Genomic DNA, 24,194 nt, shown 5'->3' with positions numbered 1-24,194 from the left:
GCGTGCGCACACTCTTCGTCATCGCTCGCCTCACATCCGGAAGACGCCGAAGCCGCCCCGCACTCCCGCGACCGGCGCGGTGTGGAGGGCGGACAGGCACAGGCCGAGGACCGTGCGGGTGTCGCGCGGGTCGATGACCCCGTCGTCGTACAGCCGTCCGGACAGGAACAGGGGCAGGGACTCCGACTCGATCTGCCGCTCGACCATCGCGCGCAGCGCCGCGTCCCCTTCGTCGTCGTACGGCTGTCCCTTCGCCGCCGCCGAGGCCCGCGCGACGATCGAGAGCACCCCGGCCAGTTGCTGCGGGCCCATCACCGCCGACTTGGCGCTCGGCCACGCGAAGAGGAAGCGCGGGTCGTATGCGCGCCCGCACATGCCGTAGTGCCCGGCGCCGTACGAGGCGCCCATCAGGACCGACAGGTGCGGGACGGTGGAGTTCGACACCGCGTTGATCATCATCGCGCCGTGCTTGATGATCCCGCCCTGCTCGTACTCCTTGCCGACCATGTAGCCGGTGGTGTTGTGCAGGAACACCAGGGGGATGTCCCGCTGGTTGGCGAGCTGGATGAACTGCGCGGCCTTCTGCGACTCCGCCGAGAACAACACGCCCTGCGCGTTGGCCAGGACCCCCACCGGGTAGCCGTGCAGCGCGGCCCACCCGGTCACCAGGCTCGGCCCGTACAGCGGCTTGAACTCGTCGAAGTCCGAGCCGTCGACCACCCGGGCGATCACCTCGCGCGGGTCGAAGGGGATCTTGAGATCCCCCGGCACGATGCCCAGCAGCTCGTCCTCGTCGTACTTCGGCGGCGCGGCCGGCCCCGGATCGGCCTGCGCCTTGCGCCAGTTGAGGCGGGCGACGATCCGGCGGGCCTGCCGGATCGCGTCCTGCTCGTCCACGGCGAAGTGGTCGGCGAGACCCGACGTACGGGCGTGCATCTCCGCGCCGCCGAGCGACTCGTCGTCGCTCTCCTCGCCCGTCGCCATCTTCACCAGCGGCGGGCCGCCGAGGAAGACCTTCGACCGCTCCTTGATCATGACGGTGTGGTCGGACATGCCGGGGACGTACGCCCCGCCGGCCGTGGAGTTGCCGAACACCACGGCCACCGTGGGGATTCCGGCGGCGGACAGCCGGGTCAGGTCGCGGAAGAGCGCGCCGCCGGGGATGAAGATCTCCTTCTGGGAGGGGAGATCGGCGCCGCCCGACTCGACCAGGCTGATGAGCGGCAGGCGGTTGGCGTACGCGATCTCGTTCGCGCGCAGCGCCTTCCTCAGCGTCCAGGGGTTGCTCGAACCCCCGCGTACGGTCGGGTCGTTGGCGGTGATCACACACTCGACGCCCTCGACCACGCCGATGCCGGTGACCATCGACGCGCCGACCGGGTAGTCGCTGCCCCAGGCGGCGAGGGGAGACAGTTCGAGGAACGGGGTGTCCGGGTCGAGCAGCAGCTCGATCCGCTCGCGGGCGAGCAGCTTGCCCCGCGCGCGGTGCCGGGCCACGTACTTCTCACCGCCCCCGGCGAGCGCCTTGGTGTGTTCGGCGTCCAGTTCGGCGAGCTTGCCGAGCATCGCCTCGCGGTGCGCCGCGTAGTCGGGGGACGCCGGGTCGAGCGCGGTGGGGAGCACGGTCACAGGAGGACCTCCGGAAGGTGGGCGTACCGGCCGCGCAGCCACTCGCCGAGTGCCTTGGCCTGGGGGTCGAACCGGGCCTGGGCGGCGACACCTTCGCCGAGCAGGCCCTCCACCGTGAAGTTGAGCGCGCGCAGGTGCGGCAGGACGTGCCGTACGACGGTCAACTCCGCGCTCTCGGGGATGAGTTGGCGGAAGAGGTCGACGGTCAACTCGTGCGCCAGCCACCGCCAGGCGCCTTCGCTCCTGGCCCATACGCCGACGTTGGCGTCCCCGCCCTTGTCGCCGCTGCGGGCGCCCGCGATCAGGCCCAGGGGCGCGGGGAGGGTGGCGAGGCCGGTGGGGAGCGGTTCGGGAAGGTCGCCGACCGGATCGGGTACGGGCTCAAGCTCTCTGACGCGTAGGGGAGTTGGCACGCCGACGCGCTCACCGTCCGGCAGTACGGCGATGTGGTCGACCTCCGCCGCGTCGATGTACGCGGACTCGAACACGCCGTAGGGGGCGCCCTTTCCGGGCGGGGCCGTGACGTGGAAGCCGGGGTAGCTGCCGAGCGCCAGCTCGACCACGGCCCCGCTGACGGCCCGCCCCACCCTGTCCGGATCGCTGTCGCGCACGACGAGCCGCAGCAGCGCGCTGGCCGTCTCCTCGGTGGGGGCGTTGTCGTGGTCCGTCCTGGCCAGCTCCCAACACACCTCGGCGGGGGGCGTGTTGCCCAGTGCGTCGGTCACCTGGTCGCGGACGAGGTCCGCCTTGGCCTCGATGTCGAGGCCGGTGAGGACGAAGACAACCTCGTTGCGCCAGCCGCCGATCCGGTTGAGCCCGACCTTGAGCGTGGGGGGCGGCGGCTCGCCGCGTACACCCGAGATCCTGACCCGGTCGGGTCCGTCGGGTGTCAGCCGTACGGTGTCGAGGCGGGCGGTCACGTCCGGGCCCGCGTACCGCGCCCCGCCCGTCTCGTACAGGAGTTGGGCGGTGACGGTGCCGAGGTCCACGACCCCGTCCGTACCGGGGTGCTTGGTGATGACGGCGGTCCCGTCGGCGCGGATCTCGGCGAGCGGGAAGCCGGGGTGGCGCAGGCGGCGCGGGTCGTGGTCGGTGAAGAGGGCGTAGTTCCCGCCGGTCGCCTGGGTCCCGCACTCCAGCACGTGCCCGGCGACCACCGCGCCGGCCAGCGCGTCGAGGTCGTCGGACGCCCAGCCGAAGTGGGCGGCGGCCGGCCCGGTCACCAGCGCGGCGTCCGTGACCCGGCCGGTGACCACGATGTCGGCGCCCGCGCGCAGGCACGCGGCGATCCCGGCGCCGCCGAGGTAGGCGTTGGCCGTCAGGACGCCGTCGCCCCAATCCCCCCTCGCCAGCAGGTCGTCACCCTCGACGTGGGCGACGCGGACCGGCACCCCGACCCGCTCGGCGAGCGCGCGGACGGCAGCCGCGAGACCGGCCGGGTTGAGGCCGCCCGCGTTGGCGACGATCTTCACGCCGCGCTCGTGGGCGAGCCCGAGCCCCTCCTCCAGCTGCCGCAGGAACGTCTTGGCGTACCCGGCGGCCGGATCTCGCTGCCGGTCCCTGCCGAGGATGAGCATGGTCAGTTCGGCGAGATAGTCGCCGGTCAGGACATCCAGCGGGCCGCCGGTGAGCATCTCGCGCAGGGCGTCGAAACGGTCGCCGTAGAAGCCGGAGGCGTTGCCGATCCGGAGGATGCCCGGGGCGGCACCGGTTATGGGGGAGTCGGTCGTCTCGATTCCGCTCATCTCGACTCCTCCCCCTTCGGCGCGCGGCCCGCGCCCGGGAGGCCCGCGAAGGCCTGGGCGATGTCCAGCCAGCGGTCCGCGTCCGGGCCGTGCGCCCGTACGGCGAGGTCGGCGCGGTGGGCCCGCTGGGTCACCAGCAGGCTGAAGTCGAGCGCGGGGCCGGTCACGCGCTGGGGCGCGTCCTCGGGGCCGTACACCCACAACTCCCCGCCCGGTCCGGTTAGTTCGACGCGGAACGGCTCAGGGGGCGGGGGCTCGTCCCGTACGGAGTAGGCGTAGTCGCGGGTCCGTACCCCGATCCACGCGATGTGCCGCAGCCGCGCGGTCGGCGCGCGCCGCACCCCGAGCGTGTCGGCGATGTCCTGGCCGTGCGCCCAGGTCTCCATCAGGCGCGCGGTCGCCATCGAGGGGGCGCTCATGGGAGGCCCGTACCAGGGGAAACGGGCGCCGGGCGGGGTGTCGCGCAGGGCGTCCCACAAGCGGTCGCGGCCCGTGCGCCAGCGGGCGAGGAGTTCGCCGGGCGGGAGCGCGGCGCCGTCCCGCGCGCCGTCGTCGACGAAGGACGAGGGCGCGGCGAGGGCTTTGCGCGTCTCCGTGGCGAAGGCCCGTTTGTCGGTGAGGGAGAGCAGCGCGGCGTTGTCGGTCCAGGCGAGGTGGGCGATCTGGTGCGCCACGGTCCATCCGGGGGCGGGGGTGGCCCGGGCCCAGTCCCCTGTGCTCAACCCGCCGACCAGGCCGTCGAGTTCCTCGCTCTCGCTGCGCAGATCGTCCAGGACTGCGGCAGAGTCGGACACGGGTGCGCTCCCTCGGACTCGGGCACGGCGGTGTGCGTGTCCCGGAGCATGTCAGGGGCCGAAGAAACAATCAAGCATGCTTGCTTTACTTCTCGGCGCGCATCTCCGCTGCCGCCCCGGCACTCCCGGCCGCTTCGGCCGCGCGGGCCGCCTCGGCTCTGGCGCGCGCCCGCCCCGCCCGCTTCCCCGCGTTCCGCCGCCCCACCTGGGTCCGTACCGCCCCCATGCTCGCCACGATCACCAGCGCGATCGCCAGCGACTCGGTGGTGGAGAGCGCCTGGTCCAGCAGGAGGAACCCGGCGCTCGCCGCGATGGCCGGCTCCAGGCTCATCAGGACGGCGAACGTCGAGGAGGGCATGCGGCGGAGGGCGAGCAGTTCCAGGGTGTACGGCAGGACGGACGACATCAGCGCGACCGCCAGCGCGAGCCCGAGGGTCGACGGCACGATCAGCTTGGACCCGGATTCCACGATGCCGAAGGGCAGCGCGATCAGCGCCCCGACGCCCATGGCCAGCGCGAGGCCGTCGGCCTGCGGGAAGCGCCGGCCCGTCCGTGCGCTGAAGACGATGTACGCGGCCCACATGGCGCCCGCCGAGAGCGCGAAGGCCGCGCCCAGCGGATCGAGGCGGTCGAACCCGCCGCCGCTGAGCAGCAGCACCCCGGCCAGCGCGAGCCCCGCCCACAGGACGTTCACCCACCGCCGGGAGACGATCACGGAGAGGGTGAGCGGTCCGAGGACTTCGAGGGTGACGGCGGCGCCGAGGGGGATGCGGTCGGCGGACTGGTAGAAGAGCCCGTTCATGGCGGCGAGGACCGTACCGAAGACGACGACCGTGCCCCAGTCGGCGCGCGAGTGGCCGCGCAGGGTGGGGCGGCAGAAGGCGAGCAGGACGACGGCGGCGAGCGCGAGCCGCAGGGAGACCACACCGAGGGCGCCGGTACGGGGCATCAGCAGGACGGCGATGGCGGCACCGAACTGCACGGAGAGGCCGCCCCCGATGACCAGTGCGACGGGCCCGAGGGAGCGGGAGGAGGACGCGGCCTCCGGACCACCACCGGCCTCCGGACCGTCCCCGGCCTCCGGCACACCCGACACCTCCGGCACGACGACGGAAGCGGTGGCGGAGGCGGTGGCGGAAGCGGAAGCAGTGGCGGAAGCAGTGGCAGCGGTACGCGGCTCATCCACCAAAAACCTCCAGGATGTCGTGGTCGGGCAGGCTGACGCCCGGACTCACGTTACGGCTCCGCGCCTCAGCCGTGAAATGCCTTTTGGGCTGCCGTTATGCTCCGCACGCATGAGCATCGAGCTGCGTCATCTCCGCTGCTTCCTGGCCATCGCCGAAGAGTCCAGCATGACCAGGGCGGCGGCCCGGCTGCACCTCACCCAGCCCGCCGTCTCCCGCAACCTCGTCGCGCTGGAGAGACACCTCGGCGTACGGCTCGCCGAGCGCTCCACCCACCACCTCGCCCTCACGGCGGAGGGCCGCGCCTTCCGCGAGAAGGCGGCGGCCGCCGTCGCGGCGTTCGACGACGCCCTCGACACGGGCCGGCTGCGCCGCCGGCCGCTGCGGCTCGGGCACGCGTGGTCGGCCTTCGGCCCGTACACCACACCGCTGCTGCGGCGCTGGGAACAGGAACACCCCGAGACCCCGCTGGAACTGCTCAGGATCGACGACCGTACGGCGGGGCTGATCCGGGGCGAGGTCGACGCGGCGCTGCTGCGGGGGCCCGGGGTGGTGGGGACGCCGGGGCTGGTGACGGAGCTGCTGTTCACGGAACCCCGCGTCGCGGCGGTCCCGGCCGACGGCCCGCTGGCCGCGCGCACCACGCTGACCCTGGCGGACCTGGCGTCCCGACCGATCCTGGTGAACACCGTCTCGGGCACGACGACCCCGTCCCTGTGGCCCCCGGAGGCGGGCCCGGTGTCCACGGTGACGGTGGCGAACACGGACGACTGGCTGACGGGGATCGCGGCGGGCCGAGGGGTGGGCGTGTCGAGCGCGTCCACGGCGGACATGCACCCCCACCCGGGAGTCGCCTACCGCCCCCTCCCCGACGCCCCACCCCTCCAGGTCTTCCTGGCCTGGCGCGAGGGCGCCGCCCACCCCGCCACCCAAGACCTGGCCACCCTGGCCTGGCAACTGGCCACGGGCACGTAGGCCCCCCTTCACGGGGCCGGCCTCTACGGCCCCTCCGGCCCCCTTCGCCCCTCCGGACCGTTTGTGCCGTCCGGCCGGTCCAGGGCCTCCGCCAGGACTTCCGCCAGGTGGCGGGGGTGGTGGTCGGTCAGGTGTGTCAGTTGGGTGCGGCAGGAGAAGCCGTCTGCCAGGAGTTCTGCCTCGGGGGGTGCTGACCGTACCGCCGGGAGCAGTTGGTCTTCCGCGACGGCCTTCGACACCTCGTAGTGGCCGCGTTCAAAGCCGAAGTTGCCCGCCAGGCCGCAGCAGCCGCCGCTCAACTCGCCCGTCAGGCCCGCTCGTTCGCGGAGTCTGCGGTCCGCCTCGTCGCCGAGGACCGCGTGCTGGTGGCAGTGGGTCTGGCCGGCGATCGGGCGGTTCAGGTGGGGTGGGTGCCAGTCCGGGGACTGTTCCTCCAGGGTTTGGGCGAAGGTGCGTACCGCCGCCGCCAAGCGGGCCGCGCGGGGGTCGTCGTGCAGGAGTTCCGGGAGGTCGGTGGTCAAGGTGGCCGCGCAGCTCGGTTCCAGGACCGTCACCGGGCCGCCCGCGTCCAGAATGGGTTCCATCCGGTCCAGCGTGCGGCGCATGACCTTGCGTGCCTGGTCCAGTTGGCCCGTCGAGACGTACGTCAGCCCGCAGCACACCCGGCCCTCGGGCACCGCGCAGCCGATTCCCGCCGCCTCCATCACCCGTACCGCCGCCCGCCCCACCTCCGGTGAGAGGTGTTCGGTGAACGTGTCCGGCCAGAGGGTCACTTGGGGGGTGAGGGGTGTGCTGTCCTCGTTCGCCTGGCGGCTTCGCAGCCATCGTGTGAACGTCTCCGGGGCCAGGGCCGGAAGGGTGCGCTCCCGCGCGATTCCCCCCGCCCGCTTCGCCACCGCCGCCAGCAGCGGCACCCGCGCCGCCGCGTTCAGCACCCGGGCGAACGGGGCCGCCGCCCGCAGCCACACCGGCAGCCGGCCCATCGCGTAGTGCGCGGCCGGCCGCAGGCGGCCCCGGTAGTGGTGGTGCAGGAACTCCGCCTTGTACGTGGCCATGTCGACGCCCACCGGGCAGTCGCTCCGGCACCCCTTGCACGACAGGCACAGGTCCAGCGCCTCCCGTACCTCCGTCGAACGCCAGCCGTCCGTCACCACCCCGCCCGCCTCCCCCGCGAGCATCTCGTGCAGCAGCCGCGCCCGGCCACGCGTCGAGTGCCGCTCCTCGCCCGTCGCGCGGAACGACGGGCACATCACCCCCGCGCCCTCACTCGGTCCCGCGACCCGGCACTTCGCCACGCCCACGCAGCGCCGTACCGCCGCCGAGAAGTCCCCGCCCCCGTCAGGCCCGTCGTGCGGGTAGCCGAACACCACGTCGACGCGCTCGCGCGGCAGCACCGCGAACCGCAGGTTCTCGTCCAGCCGCGCCGGCCGGGCCAGCACGCCCGGGTTCATCCCGCCCGCCGGGTCCCAGACGTCCTTGAACCGGCCGAACAGCGCGACCAGTTCGGGCCCGTACATCGCCGGCAGCAGCTCCGCCCGCGCCAGCCCGTCGCCGTGCTCCCCCGACAGCGAGCCCCCGTGCGCGACGACCAGCGTGGCCGTCTCCTCCGAGAAGCGCCGGAAGCGCCGTACGCCGTCCTCGCCCAACAGGTCGAAATCGATGCGGACATGGATGCAGCCGTCCCCGAAGTGCCCGTACGGCGTGCCCCGCAGGCCGTGGTGGGCGAGCAGCGCGCGGAAGTCGCGCAGGTACGCGCCCAGCCGGGCCGGCGGCACCGCGCAGTCCTCCCAGCCGGGCCACGCCTCGCTGCCGTCGGGCATCCGGGTCGCGGTCCCGGCCGCGTCCTCCCGTACCCGCCACAGCGCCCGCATCCCGGCCGGATCGTCCACGACCGTGCCGTCCAGCGCGTCCGCCGCGCGGAGGATCGCCCCGGCCGCGGCGCGCGCCTCGGCCGCCGTCGCCCCGCCGGTCTCCACGAACAGCCACGCGCCCCCGCGCGGCAGCCCGTGCCGACCGTCGCGCCCGCCGCCATACCGACCGTCGCCCCCGCCGCCGCCCCCGAACCCGAACCCGCCGCCGCGCCCGCCCCGTACCAGGTCCTCCGCCATGCCCTCGACCGTGAGCGGACCGTACGGCAGCAGACCCGCCGCGGCCTCGGCGGCGGCGCTCTCATCCGGGTAGCCGAGGACGGCGAGGGCGCGGGCGGGCGGGGACGGGACGAGCCGTACGGTCGCTTCCGTGACCACCCCGAGCGTGCCCTCGCTGCCGCAGAAGGCGCGGGCGAGATCCACCCCCGCCTCGGGGAGCAGCGCGTCGAGCGCGTACCCGGAGATGCGCCGGGGCAGCCCGGCGGGGTAACCGGTCCGCAGCAGCGCCAGATTCCGGCCCACCAGATCCTCCAGGCCCCGCAGCAGCGCGGCCCCACCGGACCCACTCGCACCCGCCCCCGGCCACCCCTGCCCCAGGCTCAGTTCCTCCCCGCCGTAAGTGAGGACGGACAGCCGGTCGACGTTGTCGGCCGTCGTCCCCCACGCCACCGAATGCGCCCCGCACGAGTTGTTGCCGATCATCCCGCCGAGCGTGCAGCGGCTGTGCGTGGACGGATCGGGTCCGAAGGTCAGCCCGTACGGGCGTACGGCGTCCCGCAGGTCGTCCAGGATCACACCGGGCTGCACGATCGCCGTACGCGCCTCCGCGTCCACCGACACGATCGACCGCAGGTGGCGGGTCAGGTCGAGCACCACCCCGACCCCGGTCGCCTGTCCCGCGATGGACGTCCCGGCGCCGCGCGGCAGCACCGGTACGCCGTGCTCGCGGCACACCGCCAGCGCGGCGGCCACGTCCGCCGCGTCGCGCGGGGCGACCACGCCCACCGGCACCCGGCGGTAGTTGGACGCGTCCATGGTCATCAGGGCCCGGGCCGCCGTCCCGAAGTCCACCTCTCCGCGCACGGCGCCCTCCAGCGCCCGCGCCAGCGCGGTCGCGCCCGTATCCCTCGTGCTTCCGGGTCCCCCGGACGACTTCTCAGCCTGGTCAGCCATGGTCCCAGGATGCCCCGGCCGCTCCCGCGAACCCGGTACATGAGTGGCACATGTACGGCATATGCCCGACGCACACCCGGTCCATCACTGGTTCACTTGTCAGCCACAGCACCTTCAGCAGACGGAAACACATAAGGAATCGAACAAAAATTTCCCAATTCAATCGTCAACTCTCCTATAGTGACCTCCGTTTGTGCGGTGCGCTGGGCCAACTTCACCGACCCGGAGGGCAATCCCCGATGACCGGCACCCCCGATGCCCCCACCGGCGCGGCCAGACCCACCGACAGCGGCACCCTGAAAATCGCCATCGTCGGCGGCTTCGGCGTCGGCAAGACCACCATGGTCCGTTCCATCAGCGAGATCCGTCCCCTGAACGCCGAGGAGACGATGACCCGCACCGTGGAGATCGACGCCCTCGCCGACCTCGACGGGCTCGGCAGGAAGACGGCGACCACGGTCGCGTTCGACTTCGGCCGGATCTCCCTCGACCAGACCTCGGCGCTGGACAAGAGCTCCGTGCTGTACGTGTTCGGCGGCCCCGGCCAGGAGCGTTTCTCGTTCCTCTGGGACCGCCTCTTCTCCGGGACGTTCGGCGCGGTGGTCCTCGTCGACACCCGCCGCGTCGCCGACGCGCGTCACACCATCGAGCGATTGCAGGCCGACGGAACGCTCTTCATCGTCGCCTGCAACGACTTCGGCGGCCCGTTCCGTACCGAGGAACAGGTGCGCGAAACACTCGGCCTGACCTCCGACATCCCGCTGGTGGAGTGCGACGCGCGGGACCGCTCGTCCAGCAAGTACGTCCTGATCACCCTGATCGAATACCTGGCCGCCCGCGTCTCATCCGACGGACACGGCTGTCCGGCACCGCGCGCGAGGCACTAGGCTCCGGCCCGTGGCCGATATCCAGATTCCTGCTGACATCAAGCCCGCCGACGGCCGTTTCGGCGCAGGCCCCTCCAAGGTGCGGACGGAGGCGGTGGACGCGCTGGCGGCCACCGGAACGTCGCTGCTCGGCACCTCGCACCGCCAGGCTCCGGTGAAGAACCTGGTCGGCGCGGTGCGCGACGGTGTACGGAGCCTCTTCGACCTGCCCGACGGGTACGAGGTGATCCTGGGCAACGGCGGCTCCACCGCCTTCTGGGACGTCGCGACGCACGGCCTGATCGAGAACAAGTCGCAGCACCTCTCGTTCGGTGAGTTCTCCTCCAAGTTCGCCAAGGCGTCGAAGCTCGCGCCGTGGCTGGCCGAGCCGACCGTCATCTCCACCGACCCCGGCTCGCACCCCGACCCGAGGGCCGAGGAGGGCGTCGACGTCTACGCCCTCACCCACAACGAGACCTCCACCGGTGTCTCCGCGCCCGTACGGCGTGTCGAGGGCGCCGACGCCGGCTCGCTGGTGCTGGTCGACGCGACCTCCGGCGCGGGCGGCCTGCCGGTCGACATCACCGAGACGGACGTCTACTACTTCGCCCCGCAGAAGTCCTTCGCCGCCGACGGCGGCCTGTGGATCGCGGTCTTCTCGCCCGCCGCGCTGGAGCGCGCCGCGCGCGTGCACGGCTCGGGCCGGCACGTCCCCGAGTTCTTCTCGCTGCCGACCGCGATCGACAACTCGCTGAAGAACCAGACGTACAACACCCCCGCCCTGGCCACGCTCTTCCTGCTGAACGAGCAGCTCACCTGGATCAACACCCAGGGCGGCCTGGACTGGGCGGTGAACCGTACGGCCGCGTCGTCGAGCGCGCTGTACGGATGGGCCGACGCGTCCAAGTACGCCACCCCCTTCGTGGTCGACCCGGCGAAGCGCTCGCAGGTCATCGGCACGATCGACTTCGCGGACGAGATCGACGCGACGGCGATCTCCAAGGCCCTGCGCGCCAACGGCATCGTGGACACCGAGCCGTACCGCAAGCTGGGCCGCAACCAGCTGCGCGTCGCCATGTTCCCGGCGGTCGACCCGGCGGACGTCGCCGCGCTGACGGCCTGCGTCGACTACGTGATCGAGCGGCTCTGAAATTCCGAAGAATTCGAAGGGCCCCGGTACGCGATTCCCGCGACCGGGGCCCTTCGCCGTGCACTCCGTCCGTCCGTCCGGCCGGCCTCAGCCCTTCCGCCGCAGCCGCTTGAAGCCGAGGAACAGCACCACCGCGCCCACCAGCACCACCGCCCCGACTGTCACCTTGCCCTGCTCAGCGTCCGTGCCGATGCCCCCGGCCGCTCCGCTCCCGCCCGACGCCGTACCACCGCTCCCCGAGGACGAGCCGCCGGAGTCCTTGTCCAGGTCCACCCGCTCCACCCCGCTCTGCTCGCCCTCGGAGCCGAACATCAGCGCACTGCCGTCCGCCGTGTACGTCACGGACTCGGCCTGCCCCTGGATGGGCGCGCGCACGCGGTGGTCGGCGCCCAGCCGGCCGTTCTTCCAGGCGTAGCCGCGCGCGCTGAAGTACGAGCGCAGCACCAGTTCCCTGCCGTCCGGCGAGAACGCGCCGTCCGTCACCCACGGCACCTCGCCGATGCGCCGGAAGACGTTGGTCCCCGTCGCGGTCAGCCGCGCCGGACCCTCGTACAGCCCGCCGCCGTCCTCGTTCTTCGAGGCGATGTAGACCCGCCCGGTCTTCGGGTCGACCATCAACGCCTCGGCGTCGCGCGGCCCGTCGGCGTACTTCACCGTGAACTGGGTGGCGCGGACGGTCGTGTCCTTGAGCTGCTCCGGCTCCGGGAAGCGGTAGATCCACACGTGGTCCCAGCTGCCGCCCAGGTTGTCGCCGATGTCACCGACGTACACGTCGCCGTCGGGCCCGACCGAGATGGCCTCCACGTCACGCGGGTCGCCGACGCCCCGGAGGGTGATCGTGGCGACCGTCTCCCCGGTCCGGGAGTCGACCGCGTAGACGTACGGTCCGTCGTCGCTGTCGTTGTGGGTCCAGTAGACGCCGGGGTGGGCGCGGCTCGCCGCCAGGCCGCTGGACTCGGTGATGCGCGGGTCCTTGATCGTGAAGCTGCGGTCGGGGGCCTGGTCGTCGGCGGTGGCCGCTGAGGCACCCGGCGCGGATATGCCGAGCAGGGTGGACACACCGACGAGCAGGGTGGACACACCGAGCAGTACGGTGGAAACACCGGCGAAGCGGCCGGAAAGACGCAGGCCAGGGTGGCGCGGAAGCGAACGCATGCCCCCAGCCTGCCATCCCGTCCCGATCGGGGATGATGACCCGATGCGTTTCATGTTCGTCGGCGACTCCATGACCATCGGACACGCGGGCGACTTCACCTGGCGCTACCGGATGTGGCAGCACCTGAACACGTCCTTCGGCGGTCCGTACCGGATCGTCGGCCCGCGTACGGAGTTGTACGACCTGCTCGCCGAGGCCCCCGTCTCGTACGCGTACGGCGCCCCGGACTTCCCCGCCGCCGCCCGGCGCCATCTGGCGGGCTGGGGCGAGGGCTGGCAGCACCTGACGCCCTTGATCCGCGACGCCGTGAGCACGCACAGGGCCGACATCCTGCTGATCTCGCTCGGGCTGATCGATCTCGGTTTCTACACGGACAGCACGCAGACCGCCGACCGGGCGCGGCTGTTCATCGCCGAGGCGCGCGCGGCGAATCCGCGGGTCAGGGCCGTGATCCTGCCCGTCATACCGAACGTGCGCGCCGACACCGACCCCGCCTTCGCCGCCGAGGTCGCCCGCTTCAACGAGCTGCTGGCGAAGGCCGTCGCCGACCTGGACCGGGCGGGCTCGCCCCTGCTGCTGGCGTCGCGCCCGCCCTCGTACGACATCCACCGCGACACGTACGACGGCACGCACCCCGCCCCGTCGGGCGAGCACAGGCTGGCGGGGGCGTTCGCGGACGCGATGTACGAGGCGTGGGGGCTGGGAGCGCCGTACGAGGCAGGGGTCTGACGTCGGCGGCACATACCGGGGGCCGCCGACGTCAGGCGACCCGGACGTCCGCCTCCGACGAGACGGGCTCAAGCTCCGACAGATGCGCCCGCGTGGGCAGCAGAAGCGGTGTGCCGAGCAGCAGAACACCGGACACGGCGATCGCGGCGAGCGGGCTCGTGAGCGTGGCGAGAATCCCCCAGATCACCATCAGGACGGCGTGCAGGAGTTTGCTGGCGGCACTCCACGTGCTGAGGATCTGGGCAGTCCGGTCTACGGGAGTCCGTCGCAGGCGCTCCGTCGCGTAGATCGGATTGAAGATCCCCATACAGGTGATCAACAGCCCCTCGACCACGATCACGGTGAGGAGTCCGGGAAGACCCGGACCGACAAACGCCAGACCGAGCGGGAAGACCGAGCGCAGCCAGCCGGAGACGACCATCACCCGGTGCCGGCCGTAGCGGGCCACGAGGCACGCGGAGAGGCGGGCGCCCGCGAAGCCGCCGAGGGCGGGGATGCCGAAGGCCAGACCGTACTGCCAGGCGGGGAAGTGGTACTGGCCCAGCAGGAGGACGGACAGGAGCGGGGCGGTGGCCATGATCAGGCCGCCGACCAGGATCGAGTTGAGGAACAGGCGCCTCAGCGCGGGGTCGCGGAGGATGAACCGCCAGCCGTCGAGAAACCGGCCTCCGCGCGGCTTGGCGGACCGGTCGCGCGGCTCGGCGGACCGGTCGCGGGGCTCGGCGGACCGGTCGCGGGGCGTCACGACATCGCCTCCACGGATGCGGAGGATTCCGAGCGCGGACAGCAGGTAGCTGAGGGCGTCGGCCAGGACCGTGACAACCGGGCCCAGCAACCCGATGAGCGCGCCGCCGAGGGGCGGACCCGCCGCCGTCGCCACCCAGCTCGTGCCCTCGAATCTCCCGTTGGCCAGGAGGAGGTGGTCCCGGGGGACGAGATGTTTCAGGTACGCGCCGGACGCGGCGGTGAAGGCGATGCCCGCGGCCCCGGAGACGACCGAGACAACCAGCAGTTGACCGTACGACAGCGCGCCGAGCAGGTACGCGACGGGGACACTCGCGGTCGCGGCGAACCGGACCAGGTCCATCCCGATCATCACCGGCCGCTTGGCCCGGTGCTCGATCCACGGCCCGAGCGAGAACGCGACCACCGCCGCGACGGCGAGCCCGGCCGCCTCCAGGAGCGACACGGCGAACGCCGACGCGTCCAGGACACGGACCGCGATCAGCGGGTACGCGCCGAAGGCGATCCACGTCCCGTACGTACTGATGGCGTAGGCCGACCACAGCCGACCGAAATCGGACCCCAACCGCTCGCGCACGTGCTTCCCTCCCCCGCCTCGACCGACGTTCGGCTCCCCGCATCACATCGCTCGCACCGCCCCCGGATCAAACAACCAACTCCCGGCCGGCCACAACCATTGGTTGTCCACACATAGGCTGCCGCCATGGATACCGAGGCGGTGCGATCGTTCGTCCGGGCGGCCGAGCTGGGGCAGCTGCGGCACGCGGCCGACGAGCTGGGCGTGACCCAACAGGCCGTGTCGAAGCGGATCGCGGCCCTGGAGCGCCAACTCGGCGTGCGGCTGTTCACCCGTACCGCCCGAGGGGTCGAGCCGACCCTCGACGGCCAGGCCTTCCTCCCGCACGCCCGGAACATCGTCACGGGTGTCGAGCGCGCGATCACCGCGATCAGACCGGGCTCACGGGCTCTGCGGATCGACGTCCTCGGCCTGCGGTCCGCGCAGGCCGTCGTCCTGCACGAATACTGGCGCTCTCATCCCGAGACCGACCTCGACGTGGTGACCCTCCGGGTCAACGACCCGCGTGAGGCGGTCGCCGCCGTCCAGGCGGGCGACCTCGACGCGTCGTTCCGCTCGGTCACCGACCCGGCCGCACTGCCACGTGACGTGCGGATGATCCACGCGTTCGACTCCCCGCTGGAACTGCTCGTCGGCCCGAGACACCCGCTCGCCGCCGCGCGGACCCTGACCCCGGCCCATCTGCGCCGGCACCGGATCTGGGTGCCGGGCATCGCGCCGCGCAGCGAATGGGCGGAGTTCTACGACGAACTCGCCACCGAGTTCGACCTCCGCGTCGACGCCGCGGGGCCGCACTTCGGCGACGAGGTGCTTCTCGACATCCTCGCGGACTCCGCCGACGTGGCCACCCTCGTGGGCGCGCGCGACCGGTACCTGTGGCCGACCCACCACGACCTGCGCCGCATCCCGGTGGTGGATCCGACGCTCGCGTACCCGCTCTCGCTCCTCCTCCGCCGGACGAATCCGCACCCGGGACTCCGGGCGGTCGTCGACCACTTCGCGAGCCTGGCCCCGCTCCCCGGGACGGTCTGGCGCCCCTCCTGGGCACTGGCACCGGGTCGTACGGACCTCACACCTCCACCAGCAGCTCCCGCAGCCCCCTGATGACGTACCCCGGGTTCCACTCGGGCTCGGCGGTCAGCCGCAGCTCCGGGGCCCGGCGCAGCAACGCCCCGAAGGAGGCGGCGAGTTCGAGCCGGGCGAGGGGTGCGCCCAGGCAGTAGTGGATGCCGGCGCCGAACGCCAGATGGGGGTTCTCCGTACGACCGAGGTCCAGGATGTCGGGACGGTCGAAGCGGGCGGGGTCCCGGTGGGCCGAGCCGAAGAGGAGGGCCACCTCGCTGCCGCGCGGGACCACCGTGCCGCCGACCTCGATGTCGTCCAGCACCCAACGCTCGAACATCTGGAGCGGGGTGTCGAAACGCAGCAGCTCCTCGACGGCGGAGGGCAGCAGACCGGGCAAGTCGGCGCGCAGCCGGGCCAGTTCGGCGGGATGGCGGAAGAGGGTGAGCCAGCCGTTGGCGGTGGTGTTGACCGTGGCCTCGTGGCCGGCGTTGAGCAGCAGCACGCAGGTGGAGATCATCTCCTGCTCGGTGAGCCGGTCCTCCTCGTCGTGCGCGGCGATCAGCGCGCTGATGAGGTCGTCCCCGAGGTCGCGGCGCCGCCGCGCGATGAGCCCGCGCAGGTACGAGGAGAACGCGACGGACGCCTCGACCGCCCGCCGGGCCGTCTCCTCGGTGGGGTTCAGCTCGAACATTCCGCAGATCGCGGACGACCAGGGCCGCAGCAGGGGCCGGTCCGCCTCCGGGATGCCGAGCATCTCGGCGATCACCGCGACGGGCAGCGGCTCGGCGACGGCGGCGACCAGGTCGCCCCCGCCGTCGGCGACGAACCGGGCGACCAGGTCCTCCGCGAGGCGGGTGACGGTGGGCGCGAGCCGCTCGACGGTACGCGGGGTGAAGGCGAGGGAGATCAGCCGGCGGATGCGGGTGTGGTCGGGGGCTTCGAGGTCGAGGAGGCCGTTGCCGTTGAGCGTGTGGAAGGGCTCGTGCGCGGCGGGCGGGGCGGTGCGGCCGAACTCCTCGTGGGTGAAGCGGTGCAGGTACGTACGGCCGAGGCGCCGGTCGCGGAGCAGGGCCCGTACGTCGTCGTAGTGCGGGACGAGCCACTGCCCGGTCGGCTCGAAGTACGTCACAGGCCCCTGCGCGCGGAGCCCGGCGTAGGCCGGGTAGGGGTCGGCGATGAACGCGGACTGCCAGGGGTCGAACGCGGGGGCGGTACTCATACGGCTCAGGGTAGAGCGGGGTGGAACCCGTGGGCCGGGGTGGTATCCGTGGGCCGGGATGGAACCCGTGAGCCGGGGTGGAACCCGTGAGCCGGACGGGCTTCCCCGGCCGTCCGGCCCACGGAGGACGTACGGGTCAGGGGCGTGGCCCCACCACCGTCCCCGAGGTCGTGTCCGTCACCGTGATGGCGACCGCCGGGCACGAGTCGGCCGCGTCCAGCAGTACCTCCGCCGGGTCCGCCTCGGCCGCGCCCGGCACCACCGCCGCCGTCGCGCTCTCCAGCTCGAAGCGGTCCGGGGCCAGCGCGGCGCACATCCCCGAGCCGATGCAGGCGTGTTCGTCCACCTCAAGATGCCAGGTCATGCGTCACCACCCCACCGTCATCCGGCGCGGGGCCCGCACGATCATCCGGTCCTTCCACTCGATCTCCCCCACCTGCCGCAACCCGGGCATCTTCGTCACCAGGGCGTACAGGGCCTCGTGGAGTTCCAGCCGGGCGAGCTGCGCGCCCAGGCAGTGGTGCACGCCGTGTCCGAAGCCGAGATGCTGGTTGGCCTTGCGGTCCAGCCGTACCTCGTGCGGATTCTCGAACCGGCGCGGATCCCGGTTGGCGGGGCCGATCGCGACCAGGACGGGCTCGCCCTTGCGGACCAGGACCCCGCCGACCTCGATGTCCTCGGTGGCGTACCGGGCGAATCCCCCGGCCACACCCAGCGGGATGAACCGCATCAACTCCTCGACGGCGGTGGGGATCAGCTCGGGCTCGATGACCAACCGGGCCCACTCCTCGGGGTGTTCGAGCAGTACATGTACGAAGTTCGGGATCTGCGAGGCGGTCGTCTCGTGTCCGGCGATGAGGATCGCGATGCACATGTCGACGAGTTCGATCTCGGTGAGCCGGTCCTTGACGTCCTTGGCCTCGATGAGCGCCGACATCAGGTCGTCCTTCGGATCGGCCCGGCGCGCGGCGACGTGCTCCGCCATGTAGGCGCGCAGGGCTACCTGGTTGGCGTGCTGCTCCTCGGCGTCGAGGATGCTGGTCGACAGGGCCGCGTCGCTCCAGGCGCGGAACTTGGGCCGGTCACCGGCCGGTACGCCGAGCAGTTCGCAGATGACGGCGACGGGCAGCGGGAGCGCGAACTCCTCGACCAGGTCGGCCGTACCCCCGCGGGCGATAAGCCCGTCGAGGAGCTCACCGGTCAACTGCCTTACCCACGGCCGTAATCCCTCCACCTGGTGTTTGGTGAAGGCGCGGGAGACCAGGGTGCGCAGCCGCGTGTGGTGGGGCGGGTCCATCGAGAGGATGTTCTCCTCGGTGACGGCCGGGGTGAAGCGGGGTTCGTCCTTCTCCAGCGACATCGCACGGGAGAAGCGGAGATCGCCCAGTACGAAGCGGGCGTCGGCGTACCGGGTGGCCAGCCAGGCCGGTTCGCCGTGCGGCAGCTGGACGCGGATCATGCCCTCGGCGTCCTGTGCGGCGGTGTACGCGACGTCGAGACCGAGGCCCCCTCCGTCGTTGAAGGGGTACGGGACGGGGGCCGGTACGGGGGCGGATACGGCTGCGGGGGGTGTGCTCAAGGTGACTCCCACTCGAACGGTCGATCGAGCCTGGTCAGGGGCTCGTTGAGGTCGCTGTCCGGAGTTTGCAAGCAGACGCTTACAACGCTAGGCAGGCCGTCGGGGAGGCGTCAAGACGGCCGCCCCCGGGCGGCTCGGGCGCTACGGTGTGCGCTGGGAGGGACCGTGGCCGAAAAACAACAACCCCGGCGCCGCGACGCGGCCGGGACCCGACAGGCGTTGCTCGATGCCGCCACCGCCCTCTTCGCGGAGCGCGGCTTCGCCCGTACGACCGTGCGGGACATCGCGGACCGGGCGGGGGCCAACCAGGCGCTGATCTTCCGCTACTTCGGCTCCAAGGCGGCGGTGTTCGAGGCGGTGGCGGCCCGCGAGGGCCGGGCCCAACTGGACACCACACCCCTGGAGAAGCTGCTCGACACCACCCTGCGCAGCATGCTCCGCGACGAGCCCGGCCAGCGGCGCGACCACACGCTGGTGACCTTCCTGCGCTCGCTGGGCAGCGAGGGCCCGGCAGCCACCATCGCCGAACAGCTGGGCGCGGACTACGCGGGCGCACTGGCCACCCTGACCGACGCCCCGGACGCGACGCTGCGCGCCCAACTGGTCCTCGCGTGGCTGGTGGGAATCGGCCTGGTCCGCGACGTCAGCCGCATGGAGCCGCTGGCGGGGGCGGATACGGACGAGATCTGCGCGCTGTTCCTGACGGCGGCACGGACGCTGTTGGAGCGCACCGAATGAGCGAGACGATCCCGCACACGATTCCCCACGCGATCCCGCACACGATCCTCCACGCGCCGGCCACGGCGAAGGCGCCTGCGCTGACGCTGCGCCCGTGGCGGGAGGGGGACGTCCCGGCCCTCATCGAGGCGTACGACGACCCGGTGATGGCCCGCTCGACCCAGAACCCCGTGACGAGCCGGGCGGAGGCGGTGCGCTGGCTGGAGGAACAGTCGAGGGGCTGGGCGACGGGGACGCGGCTGAGCTTCGCTGTGTTGGAGTTGGAGTTGGAGTTGGAGGAGGGGCGGCTGGTGGGGCATGTGGCCGTCAGGCTGGCGGGATGGGTGGAGGGGGCGGGGGACGCGGCTGGCGGGGCGGGGGCTGCGGGTGCTGCGGGCACGGCGGATGCTGCGGATGCGGCGGGCACGGCGGGCACGGCGGAGGTCGGCTACTGGACGGTGGCGGCTGCCCGGGGGCGCGGGGTGGCGCCGCACGCTCTGGAGGCGGTCACGGTATGGGCGTTCGCCGACCTGGGCGGGTTGGGCGGGCGCGGCGTGAACCGGCTGGAACTGCTCCACCAAGTGGACAACCCGGCCTCGTGCCGCGTCGCCGCGAAGGCCGGCTACCGGTACGTGAAAACCCTCCCGCCCCACCCCCCGTTCCCGTTGGAGGGCCACCTGCACACCAGACACCGGTGAGGGTTGGGGGTTGGGGGTTGGGGGTTGGGGGTTGGGGGTTGGGGGTTGGGGGTTGGGGGTTGAGGGTTGGACGTGCGGTGCGGGTTCGGGCCGAGGGGTAGTCGGGGGTGGCCGGGTTGTTTTGGGCGGCGTGGGGCCGCCCCGGTTGTTGATTGTCGCGGGGCCGGGTCGGGCGTCAAGGGCGCTCCTGCGTCGCGTCGGCTTCGCCGATTACGCTTCGCTTCACCCTTGACCCCCGCCCCGTCCCCGCTAAGGAAGGCCGAGGGGGGCGGCCCGGGGGAAGGTCCCCCGGGGGGCTTGTTTGTTGTTGGGGTTTCGTCGCGGGCCCCGGCTTTCGGCGGGGTTTTGCGCCCCACTTGAATGGGGCGGTGGCGAGTCGTCTCGGCGGCTGGACGGCCGTCTGTTGGTGGGTGTGCAGGCACCGTGTCTGGGATCCGTGGTCAGCTGCGGGGCGGGGCGGGGCTTCATCCATCCCCGTGGCCAATATGCCCCATTTACCTAGGTATTGAGGCCCCTGGGGGGCTTCTCCCGCCGGGCGTTGTGTCCTGTGTTTGATTAAGCGGCTCCCGGAGCACACAACCCACCGAAACGGGCCGGAAGGCCGCCTCTGCAATCACATCCGCCCCATCGCCCACCCGGCTCGGGTGTGGTGCTTGCGTGTGGGTCGGTGGGTGGCGGCCGGCCGCCGGGACTGCCCACCACCCCACCCCCAACAGGCAATATGCCCCATTTGCCCAGACTTTGAGGGCTCCTCCGGGCTTCTCCTACCCGGTCCTGTGTCCTGTGTTTCGTTAACGGGCTCCCAGAGCACACAACCCGCCGAAACAGGCCCGACAGGCCGCCTCCCCCGGCCACATCTGCCCCACCATCCACCCAGCCCAGACACGGTGCTTGCGCACCGGCCGACGGACGGTGGTCAGCCGCCGAACCGACCCGTCACCGCCCCATTCAAGTGGTGCGCAATACCCCGCCGAGAGGCGCGGCCCGGCGCGAAACCCCGGGAACAAACAAGCCCCCCGGGGGACCTTCCCCCGGGCCGCCCCCCCAGCCTTCCCTTGCGGGGCCGGGCCGGGGGTCAAGGGTGGAACGAAGTGGAATCGGCGAAGCCGACGCTCCGCAGGAGCGCCCTTGACGCCCGGACCGGACCCGCGACACTCAACAGCAAGGGGCGGCCCCACGCCGCTCAAAACAACCCGGCCACACCCGACTACCCCTCGGCCCGAACCCGCGCGCCCCCGCCGGTGAAAACGGGCTGCCCCGCCTCATCCCCGCAGCCTAAGGTCGGGGCGGTCCACCCGGACCACCATCCCACCCCACCCCATCTCGCCCCCCAGGAGCACCACCATGCCGCAGCCCACCCCCACCCCGGCCCCTTCCCCCTCCCCCACCCCTTCCCCCTTCCCCTCCCCCACCCCCGACTCCCCGCACTATCCGCCCGTCGAGCCGTACGACCACGGTCTGCTCGACGTCGGTGACGGGAACCTTGTCTACTGGCAGGTCTGTGGGAATCCGGACGGCAAGCCCGCCCTTGTCGTCCACGGCGGGCCGGGGTCCGGCTGCAACCCCACCATGCGGCGGTACTTCGACCCCGCCCGCTACCGCGTTGTCCTCTTCGACCAGCGCAACTGCGGGCGCAGCACCCCCCACGCGAGCGACCCCGCCACCGACCTGCGGCACAACACCACCGACCACCTGATCGCCGACATGGAACGGCTGCGCGTCCACCTCGGCATCGACAAGTGGCTGCTGTACGGGAGTTCCTGGGGCTCCACGCTGATCCTCGCGTACGCCGAGCGCCACCCCGGGCGCGTCTCGGAGATCGTCATCTCGGCCGTCACCACCACCCGGCGTTCGGAGATCGACTGGCTGTACCGGGGCGCCGGCCAGATCTTCCCCGAGGAGTGGGAACACTTCCGTGACGGCGTTCCGGAGAGGGACCGGGACGGTGACCTCTTCGAACTCCTCGCCTCCTACTCCCGGTTGACCGAAAACCCCGACCCCGCCGTACGAGAGCGGGCCACCACCGACTGGTGTGCCTGGGAGGACGCCGTGCTCTCCCAGGAACCGCACGGCTCGGCCCGCCCGTACAGCGACCGGCCCCCGGCCGCCCGCCTCGCCCTCGTCAGGATCTGCGCGCACTACTTCTCCCATGCCGCCTGGCTGGAGGAGGGGACGCTGCTGCGCGGCGCGGACCGGCTGGCGGGGATCCCGGGGGTCCTCGTCCACGGCCGGTTCGACCTGGGCGGACCCCTGATCACCGCCTGGCAGCTGGCGCGCGCCTGGAAGGACGCCCGGCTGGTGATCGTGGAGGACTCGGGGCACAAAGGCAGCGTCACCGAACGGCTCGCCGTACGGACGGCGCTGGACGAATTCGCGGGCAGGTAGAAGCGGCGCCCGTAAGCCCCGCCGGGTGTTCACGCCCCGGACGGGGGGTTGCTTCGAGTGCGCTCGAACGCGTTGGCTAGTGCGACATGAAGTACACGCAGCTCGGACGCACGGGACTCCAGGTCAGCCGACTCGTCCTCGGGACGATGAACTTCGGACCGCTGACGAACGAATCCGACAGCCACACCATCATGGACGCCGCCCTCGACGCGGGCGTCAACTTCTTCGACACCGCCAACGTCTACGGCGGGACGGCGGGCCGGGGCCGTACCGAGGAGATCCTCGGCACCTGGTTCGCCCAGGGCGGCGACCGCCGTGACAAGGTCGTCCTCGCCACCAAGGTGAACGGGAACATGGGCGGGGACGGCCCGGCGTGGCCCAACCACCACAAGCTCTCCGCCCTCAACATCCGCCGTGGGGTCGAGGCCAGCCTCAAGCGGCTCCAGACGGACTACATCGACCTCTACCAGTTCCACCACATCGACCGTGCCACCCCGGTCGAGGAGATTTGGCAGGCGATCGACACCCTGATAGCCCAGGGCAAGATCCTCTACGCGGGGTCGTCCAACTTCCCCGGCTGGAAGATCGCCCAGGCCAACGAGACGGCGCAGCGGCACGGTTCGTACGGCCTGGTCAGCGAGCAGTGCCTGTACAACCTCACCGAGCGGCGCGCCGAGATGGAGGTCATCCCGGCCGCGCGCGAATACGGCCTGGGTGTCATCCCGTGGTCGCCGCTGGCCGGTGGCCGGCTGGGCGGCGTGCTGCGCAAGGAGCGGGAGGGCACGGGGTCCGGGGGCCGTTCGAGCGGCGGGATCACCGACCCGGCCGTGCGCGCGCAGCTCCAGTCGTACGAGGACCTGCTCGACAAGCACGGCATCGACCCGGGCGAGGCGGCGCTGGCCTGGCTGCTCACCCGCCCGGAGGTGACGGGCCCGATCTCGGGACCCCGGACCCTGGAGCAGCTGGAGTCGGCCGTGCGCGCGGTGGACCTGGAGCTGTCGGACGAGGTACTGGCGTCGCTGGAGGAGATCTTCCCCGGCCCGGGCGAGACGCCGGAGGCGTTCGCCTGGTAGTCGGTAGCCGGTAGCCGGCTTCGGTCGCCTACGGAAAGGGGTACGCGGCAACACCGCGTACCCCTTTCCGTACCCGACGGGTGTCTATCCCCCGACGGCGGCCGCGACAGCCACGATCACGAACATCAGCACCAGCACGCCGGCCATGATTTGGTTTCGGGTCTTGGGGTTCACCTGTCGAGGTTACGTCGGGCACGGGCCACGCCCTCGCCCGGGGGGCCGCCGTGCCCCGCCCCGAGCGGACACCGCGCGACCGTCTCGTAGCGCGGCACGTGTCCGGGCCCCCATCCGACCTCCGCCGTCCCGGGCAGCCGACTGCGGACGAGCGCCAGCTCGGTCACCTCCCACGGCGTGCCCTCGAAGCCGGCCAGCGCCTCGACGTACGGCCGCAGGCCGTCCCCGGCGCCGTCGTCACCTCTTTCCCGGTCGGTACGGGCCAGGGTGAGGTGAGGCTGATAACGGCGGTGCTCCTCCATCGGTACGCCGGCCCGCCGCGCGGCGGCGTCCGCCCGCTCGGCGAGGAGCCGCAACGCGTCGAGGCCCCCGGCGGCCCCGGCCCACAGCGCCCGTCCGCCGAAGTGCCCACTGCCGTGGAGGCGCAGCGAGAAGGGCTCGGTACGGTACGCGGCCTGCTCCAGCCGCCCGGTGAGCTCCGGCACCAGCGCGTCGTCCACCTCCCCCATGAAGGCCAGCGTGAAGTGCCACCCGGGCACCCCGGTCCACCGCAACGAAACCCCGTCGCCACGCTCCAGCTCCCGCAACGACTGCACAGCGCCCGCGAGTTCGTCGACGACAAGATCGGGCGGCAACACGGCGGCGAAGAGTCTCATACGCCCAGTTTCCCCGGCCGAGCTCCCGCTCGTAACCC

General features: G+C 72.2%; 20 protein-coding genes. 9 read left to right on the top strand and 11 right to left on the bottom strand.

What is annotated here, in order from left to right; genetic code table 11:
• Positions 1-30 precede the first annotated feature (30 nt).
• The 4 genes from ACIO1C_RS19740 to ACIO1C_RS19725 all read right to left on the bottom strand — a co-directional run bounded on the left by ACIO1C_RS19740 (position 31) and on the right by ACIO1C_RS19725 (position 5,273).
• On the bottom strand, positions 31-1,629 hold the full coding sequence (locus ACIO1C_RS19740) for an acyl-CoA carboxylase subunit beta (RefSeq protein ID WP_401865221.1): 1,599 nt from the start codon (positions 1,627-1,629) through the stop codon (positions 31-33).
• Complete coding sequence (locus ACIO1C_RS19735; protein ID WP_401865218.1) at positions 1,626-3,374, bottom strand: acyclic terpene utilization AtuA family protein; 1,749 nt, start codon at positions 3,372-3,374, stop codon at positions 1,626-1,628. Before ACIO1C_RS19735 ends, ACIO1C_RS19740 begins: the two co-directional genes overlap by 4 nt.
• Positions 3,371-4,168 carry a TIGR03084 family metal-binding protein gene (locus ACIO1C_RS19730; RefSeq protein WP_401865215.1) on the bottom strand — a complete coding sequence of 266 codons (798 nt, stop codon included), beginning with the start codon at positions 4,166-4,168 and terminating at the stop codon, positions 3,371-3,373. Before ACIO1C_RS19730 ends, ACIO1C_RS19735 begins: the two co-directional genes overlap by 4 nt.
• An 85-nt stretch (positions 4,169-4,253) precedes the next feature.
• Positions 4,254-5,273: an EamA family transporter gene (locus ACIO1C_RS19725; protein WP_401865791.1), complete on the bottom strand. Its 1,020-nt coding sequence runs from the start codon at positions 5,271-5,273 to the stop codon at positions 4,254-4,256.
• Between the two features lie 190 nt (positions 5,274-5,463).
• Here ACIO1C_RS19725 and ACIO1C_RS19720 point away from each other — a divergent pair, with 190 nt between their 5' ends.
• The gene (locus tag ACIO1C_RS19720; RefSeq protein WP_401865212.1) at positions 5,464-6,327 is read left to right on the top strand and encodes a LysR family transcriptional regulator; all 864 of its coding nucleotides are present in this window, start codon (positions 5,464-5,466) and stop codon (positions 6,325-6,327) included.
• Between the two features lie 23 nt (positions 6,328-6,350).
• On the opposite strand, the gene ACIO1C_RS19715 is transcribed toward ACIO1C_RS19720, so the two are convergent.
• Entirely contained in the window at positions 6,351-9,368 is a 3,018-nt protein-coding gene (locus ACIO1C_RS19715; RefSeq protein ID WP_401865209.1) for an FAD-binding and (Fe-S)-binding domain-containing protein, read from the bottom strand.
• A 239-nt stretch (positions 9,369-9,607) separates the two neighbouring features.
• Between ACIO1C_RS19715 and ACIO1C_RS19710 the strand changes: the two genes are divergently transcribed.
• A complete protein-coding gene (locus ACIO1C_RS19710; protein WP_401865207.1) occupies positions 9,608-10,255 on the top strand; it encodes a GTP-binding protein in 648 nt (215 codons plus the stop codon).
• A gap of 10 nt (positions 10,256-10,265) precedes the next feature.
• Positions 10,266-11,384: a phosphoserine transaminase gene (serC, locus tag ACIO1C_RS19705; RefSeq protein WP_401865204.1), complete on the top strand. Its 1,119-nt coding sequence runs from the start codon at positions 10,266-10,268 to the stop codon at positions 11,382-11,384.
• 87 nt (positions 11,385-11,471) lie between these two features.
• Here serC and ACIO1C_RS19700 read toward each other — a convergent pair whose 3' ends face one another.
• Positions 11,472-12,539, bottom strand: coding sequence for a WD40 repeat domain-containing protein (locus tag ACIO1C_RS19700; protein WP_401865201.1), 1,068 nt, complete (start codon positions 12,537-12,539; stop codon positions 11,472-11,474).
• Positions 12,540-12,582: 43 nt separating this feature from the next.
• Here ACIO1C_RS19700 and ACIO1C_RS19695 point away from each other — a divergent pair, with 43 nt between their 5' ends.
• On the top strand, positions 12,583-13,269 hold the full coding sequence (locus ACIO1C_RS19695) for a GDSL-type esterase/lipase family protein (protein WP_401865198.1): 687 nt from the start codon (positions 12,583-12,585) through the stop codon (positions 13,267-13,269).
• A gap of 31 nt (positions 13,270-13,300) precedes the next feature.
• Here ACIO1C_RS19695 and ACIO1C_RS19690 read toward each other — a convergent pair whose 3' ends face one another.
• A complete protein-coding gene (locus tag ACIO1C_RS19690) occupies positions 13,301-14,590 on the bottom strand; it encodes an MFS transporter (protein ID WP_401865195.1) in 1,290 nt (429 codons plus the stop codon).
• A gap of 126 nt (positions 14,591-14,716) precedes the next feature.
• Between ACIO1C_RS19690 and ACIO1C_RS19685 the strand changes: the two genes are divergently transcribed.
• Positions 14,717-15,694, top strand: a complete 978-nt coding sequence (locus tag ACIO1C_RS19685; protein WP_401865192.1) for a LysR family transcriptional regulator — start codon at positions 14,717-14,719, stop codon at positions 15,692-15,694.
• On the opposite strand, the gene ACIO1C_RS19680 is transcribed toward ACIO1C_RS19685, so the two are convergent.
• From ACIO1C_RS19680 to ACIO1C_RS19670, 3 genes are all read right to left on the bottom strand, one after another.
• Positions 15,660-16,874: a cytochrome P450 gene (locus ACIO1C_RS19680; protein WP_401865189.1), complete on the bottom strand. Its 1,215-nt coding sequence runs from the start codon at positions 16,872-16,874 to the stop codon at positions 15,660-15,662. The genes ACIO1C_RS19685 and ACIO1C_RS19680 overlap by 35 nt on opposite strands.
• A 136-nt stretch (positions 16,875-17,010) precedes the next feature.
• Positions 17,011-17,238: a ferredoxin gene (locus tag ACIO1C_RS19675; protein ID WP_401865186.1), complete on the bottom strand. Its 228-nt coding sequence runs from the start codon at positions 17,236-17,238 to the stop codon at positions 17,011-17,013.
• A gap of 3 nt (positions 17,239-17,241) precedes the next feature.
• On the bottom strand, positions 17,242-18,453 hold the full coding sequence (locus ACIO1C_RS19670; RefSeq protein WP_401865183.1) for a cytochrome P450: 1,212 nt from the start codon (positions 18,451-18,453) through the stop codon (positions 17,242-17,244).
• 165 nt (positions 18,454-18,618) lie between these two features.
• On the opposite strand from ACIO1C_RS19670, the gene ACIO1C_RS19665 reads away from it, so the two are divergent.
• The 4 genes from ACIO1C_RS19665 to ACIO1C_RS19650 all read left to right on the top strand — a co-directional run bounded on the left by ACIO1C_RS19665 (position 18,619) and on the right by ACIO1C_RS19650 (position 23,326).
• Positions 18,619-19,191, top strand: coding sequence for a TetR family transcriptional regulator (locus ACIO1C_RS19665; protein ID WP_401865180.1), 573 nt, complete (start codon positions 18,619-18,621; stop codon positions 19,189-19,191).
• Positions 19,188-19,868: a GNAT family N-acetyltransferase gene (locus tag ACIO1C_RS19660; RefSeq protein ID WP_401865177.1), complete on the top strand. Its 681-nt coding sequence runs from the start codon at positions 19,188-19,190 to the stop codon at positions 19,866-19,868. The genes ACIO1C_RS19665 and ACIO1C_RS19660 overlap by 4 nt, the downstream gene beginning before the upstream one ends.
• Positions 19,869-21,212: 1,344 nt before the next feature.
• Complete coding sequence (gene pip, locus ACIO1C_RS19655; protein WP_401865174.1) at positions 21,213-22,253, top strand: prolyl aminopeptidase; 1,041 nt, start codon at positions 21,213-21,215, stop codon at positions 22,251-22,253.
• An 86-nt stretch (positions 22,254-22,339) separates the two neighbouring features.
• A complete protein-coding gene (locus ACIO1C_RS19650) occupies positions 22,340-23,326 on the top strand; it encodes an aldo/keto reductase (RefSeq protein ID WP_401865171.1) in 987 nt (328 codons plus the stop codon).
• 170 nt (positions 23,327-23,496) lie between these two features.
• Here ACIO1C_RS19650 and thpR read toward each other — a convergent pair whose 3' ends face one another.
• Complete coding sequence (gene thpR, locus ACIO1C_RS19645) at positions 23,497-24,156, bottom strand: RNA 2',3'-cyclic phosphodiesterase (protein WP_401865168.1); 660 nt, start codon at positions 24,154-24,156, stop codon at positions 23,497-23,499.
• Positions 24,157-24,194: the final 38 nt, after the last annotated feature.

The sequence above is a fragment of the Streptomyces sp. NPDC087420 genome, from assembly GCF_044744165.1.
Taxonomy (GTDB): Bacteria; Actinomycetota; Actinomycetes; order Streptomycetales; family Streptomycetaceae; genus Streptomyces.
This window is presented reverse-complemented; position numbering and strand designations above follow the sequence as displayed.

Excerpts from the sequence above, each read along its gene's own strand:
- ACIO1C_RS19735 (WP_401865218.1), bottom strand. The coding sequence starts at position 3,374 with ATGAGCGGAATCGAGACGACCGACTCCCCCATAACCGGTGCCGCCCCG.
- ACIO1C_RS19720 (WP_401865212.1), top strand. The coding sequence starts at position 5,464 with ATGAGCATCGAGCTGCGTCATCTCCGCTGCTTCCTGGCCATCGCCGAA.
- ACIO1C_RS19715 (WP_401865209.1), bottom strand. The coding sequence starts at position 9,368 with ATGGCTGACCAGGCTGAGAAGTCGTCCGGGGGACCCGGAAGCACGAGG.
- ACIO1C_RS19710 (WP_401865207.1), top strand. The coding sequence starts at position 9,608 with ATGACCGGCACCCCCGATGCCCCCACCGGCGCGGCCAGACCCACCGAC.
- ACIO1C_RS19700 (WP_401865201.1), bottom strand. The coding sequence starts at position 12,539 with ATGCGTTCGCTTCCGCGCCACCCTGGCCTGCGTCTTTCCGGCCGCTTC.
- ACIO1C_RS19695 (WP_401865198.1), top strand. The coding sequence starts at position 12,583 with ATGCGTTTCATGTTCGTCGGCGACTCCATGACCATCGGACACGCGGGC.
- ACIO1C_RS19685 (WP_401865192.1), top strand. The coding sequence starts at position 14,717 with ATGGATACCGAGGCGGTGCGATCGTTCGTCCGGGCGGCCGAGCTGGGG.
- ACIO1C_RS19680 (WP_401865189.1), bottom strand. The coding sequence starts at position 16,874 with ATGAGTACCGCCCCCGCGTTCGACCCCTGGCAGTCCGCGTTCATCGCC.
- ACIO1C_RS19675 (WP_401865186.1), bottom strand. The coding sequence starts at position 17,238 with ATGACCTGGCATCTTGAGGTGGACGAACACGCCTGCATCGGCTCGGGG.
- ACIO1C_RS19660 (WP_401865177.1), top strand. The coding sequence starts at position 19,188 with ATGAGCGAGACGATCCCGCACACGATTCCCCACGCGATCCCGCACACG.
- pip (WP_401865174.1), top strand. The coding sequence starts at position 21,213 with ATGCCGCAGCCCACCCCCACCCCGGCCCCTTCCCCCTCCCCCACCCCT.
- ACIO1C_RS19650 (WP_401865171.1), top strand. The coding sequence starts at position 22,340 with ATGAAGTACACGCAGCTCGGACGCACGGGACTCCAGGTCAGCCGACTC.
- thpR (WP_401865168.1), bottom strand. The coding sequence starts at position 24,156 with ATGAGACTCTTCGCCGCCGTGTTGCCGCCCGATCTTGTCGTCGACGAA.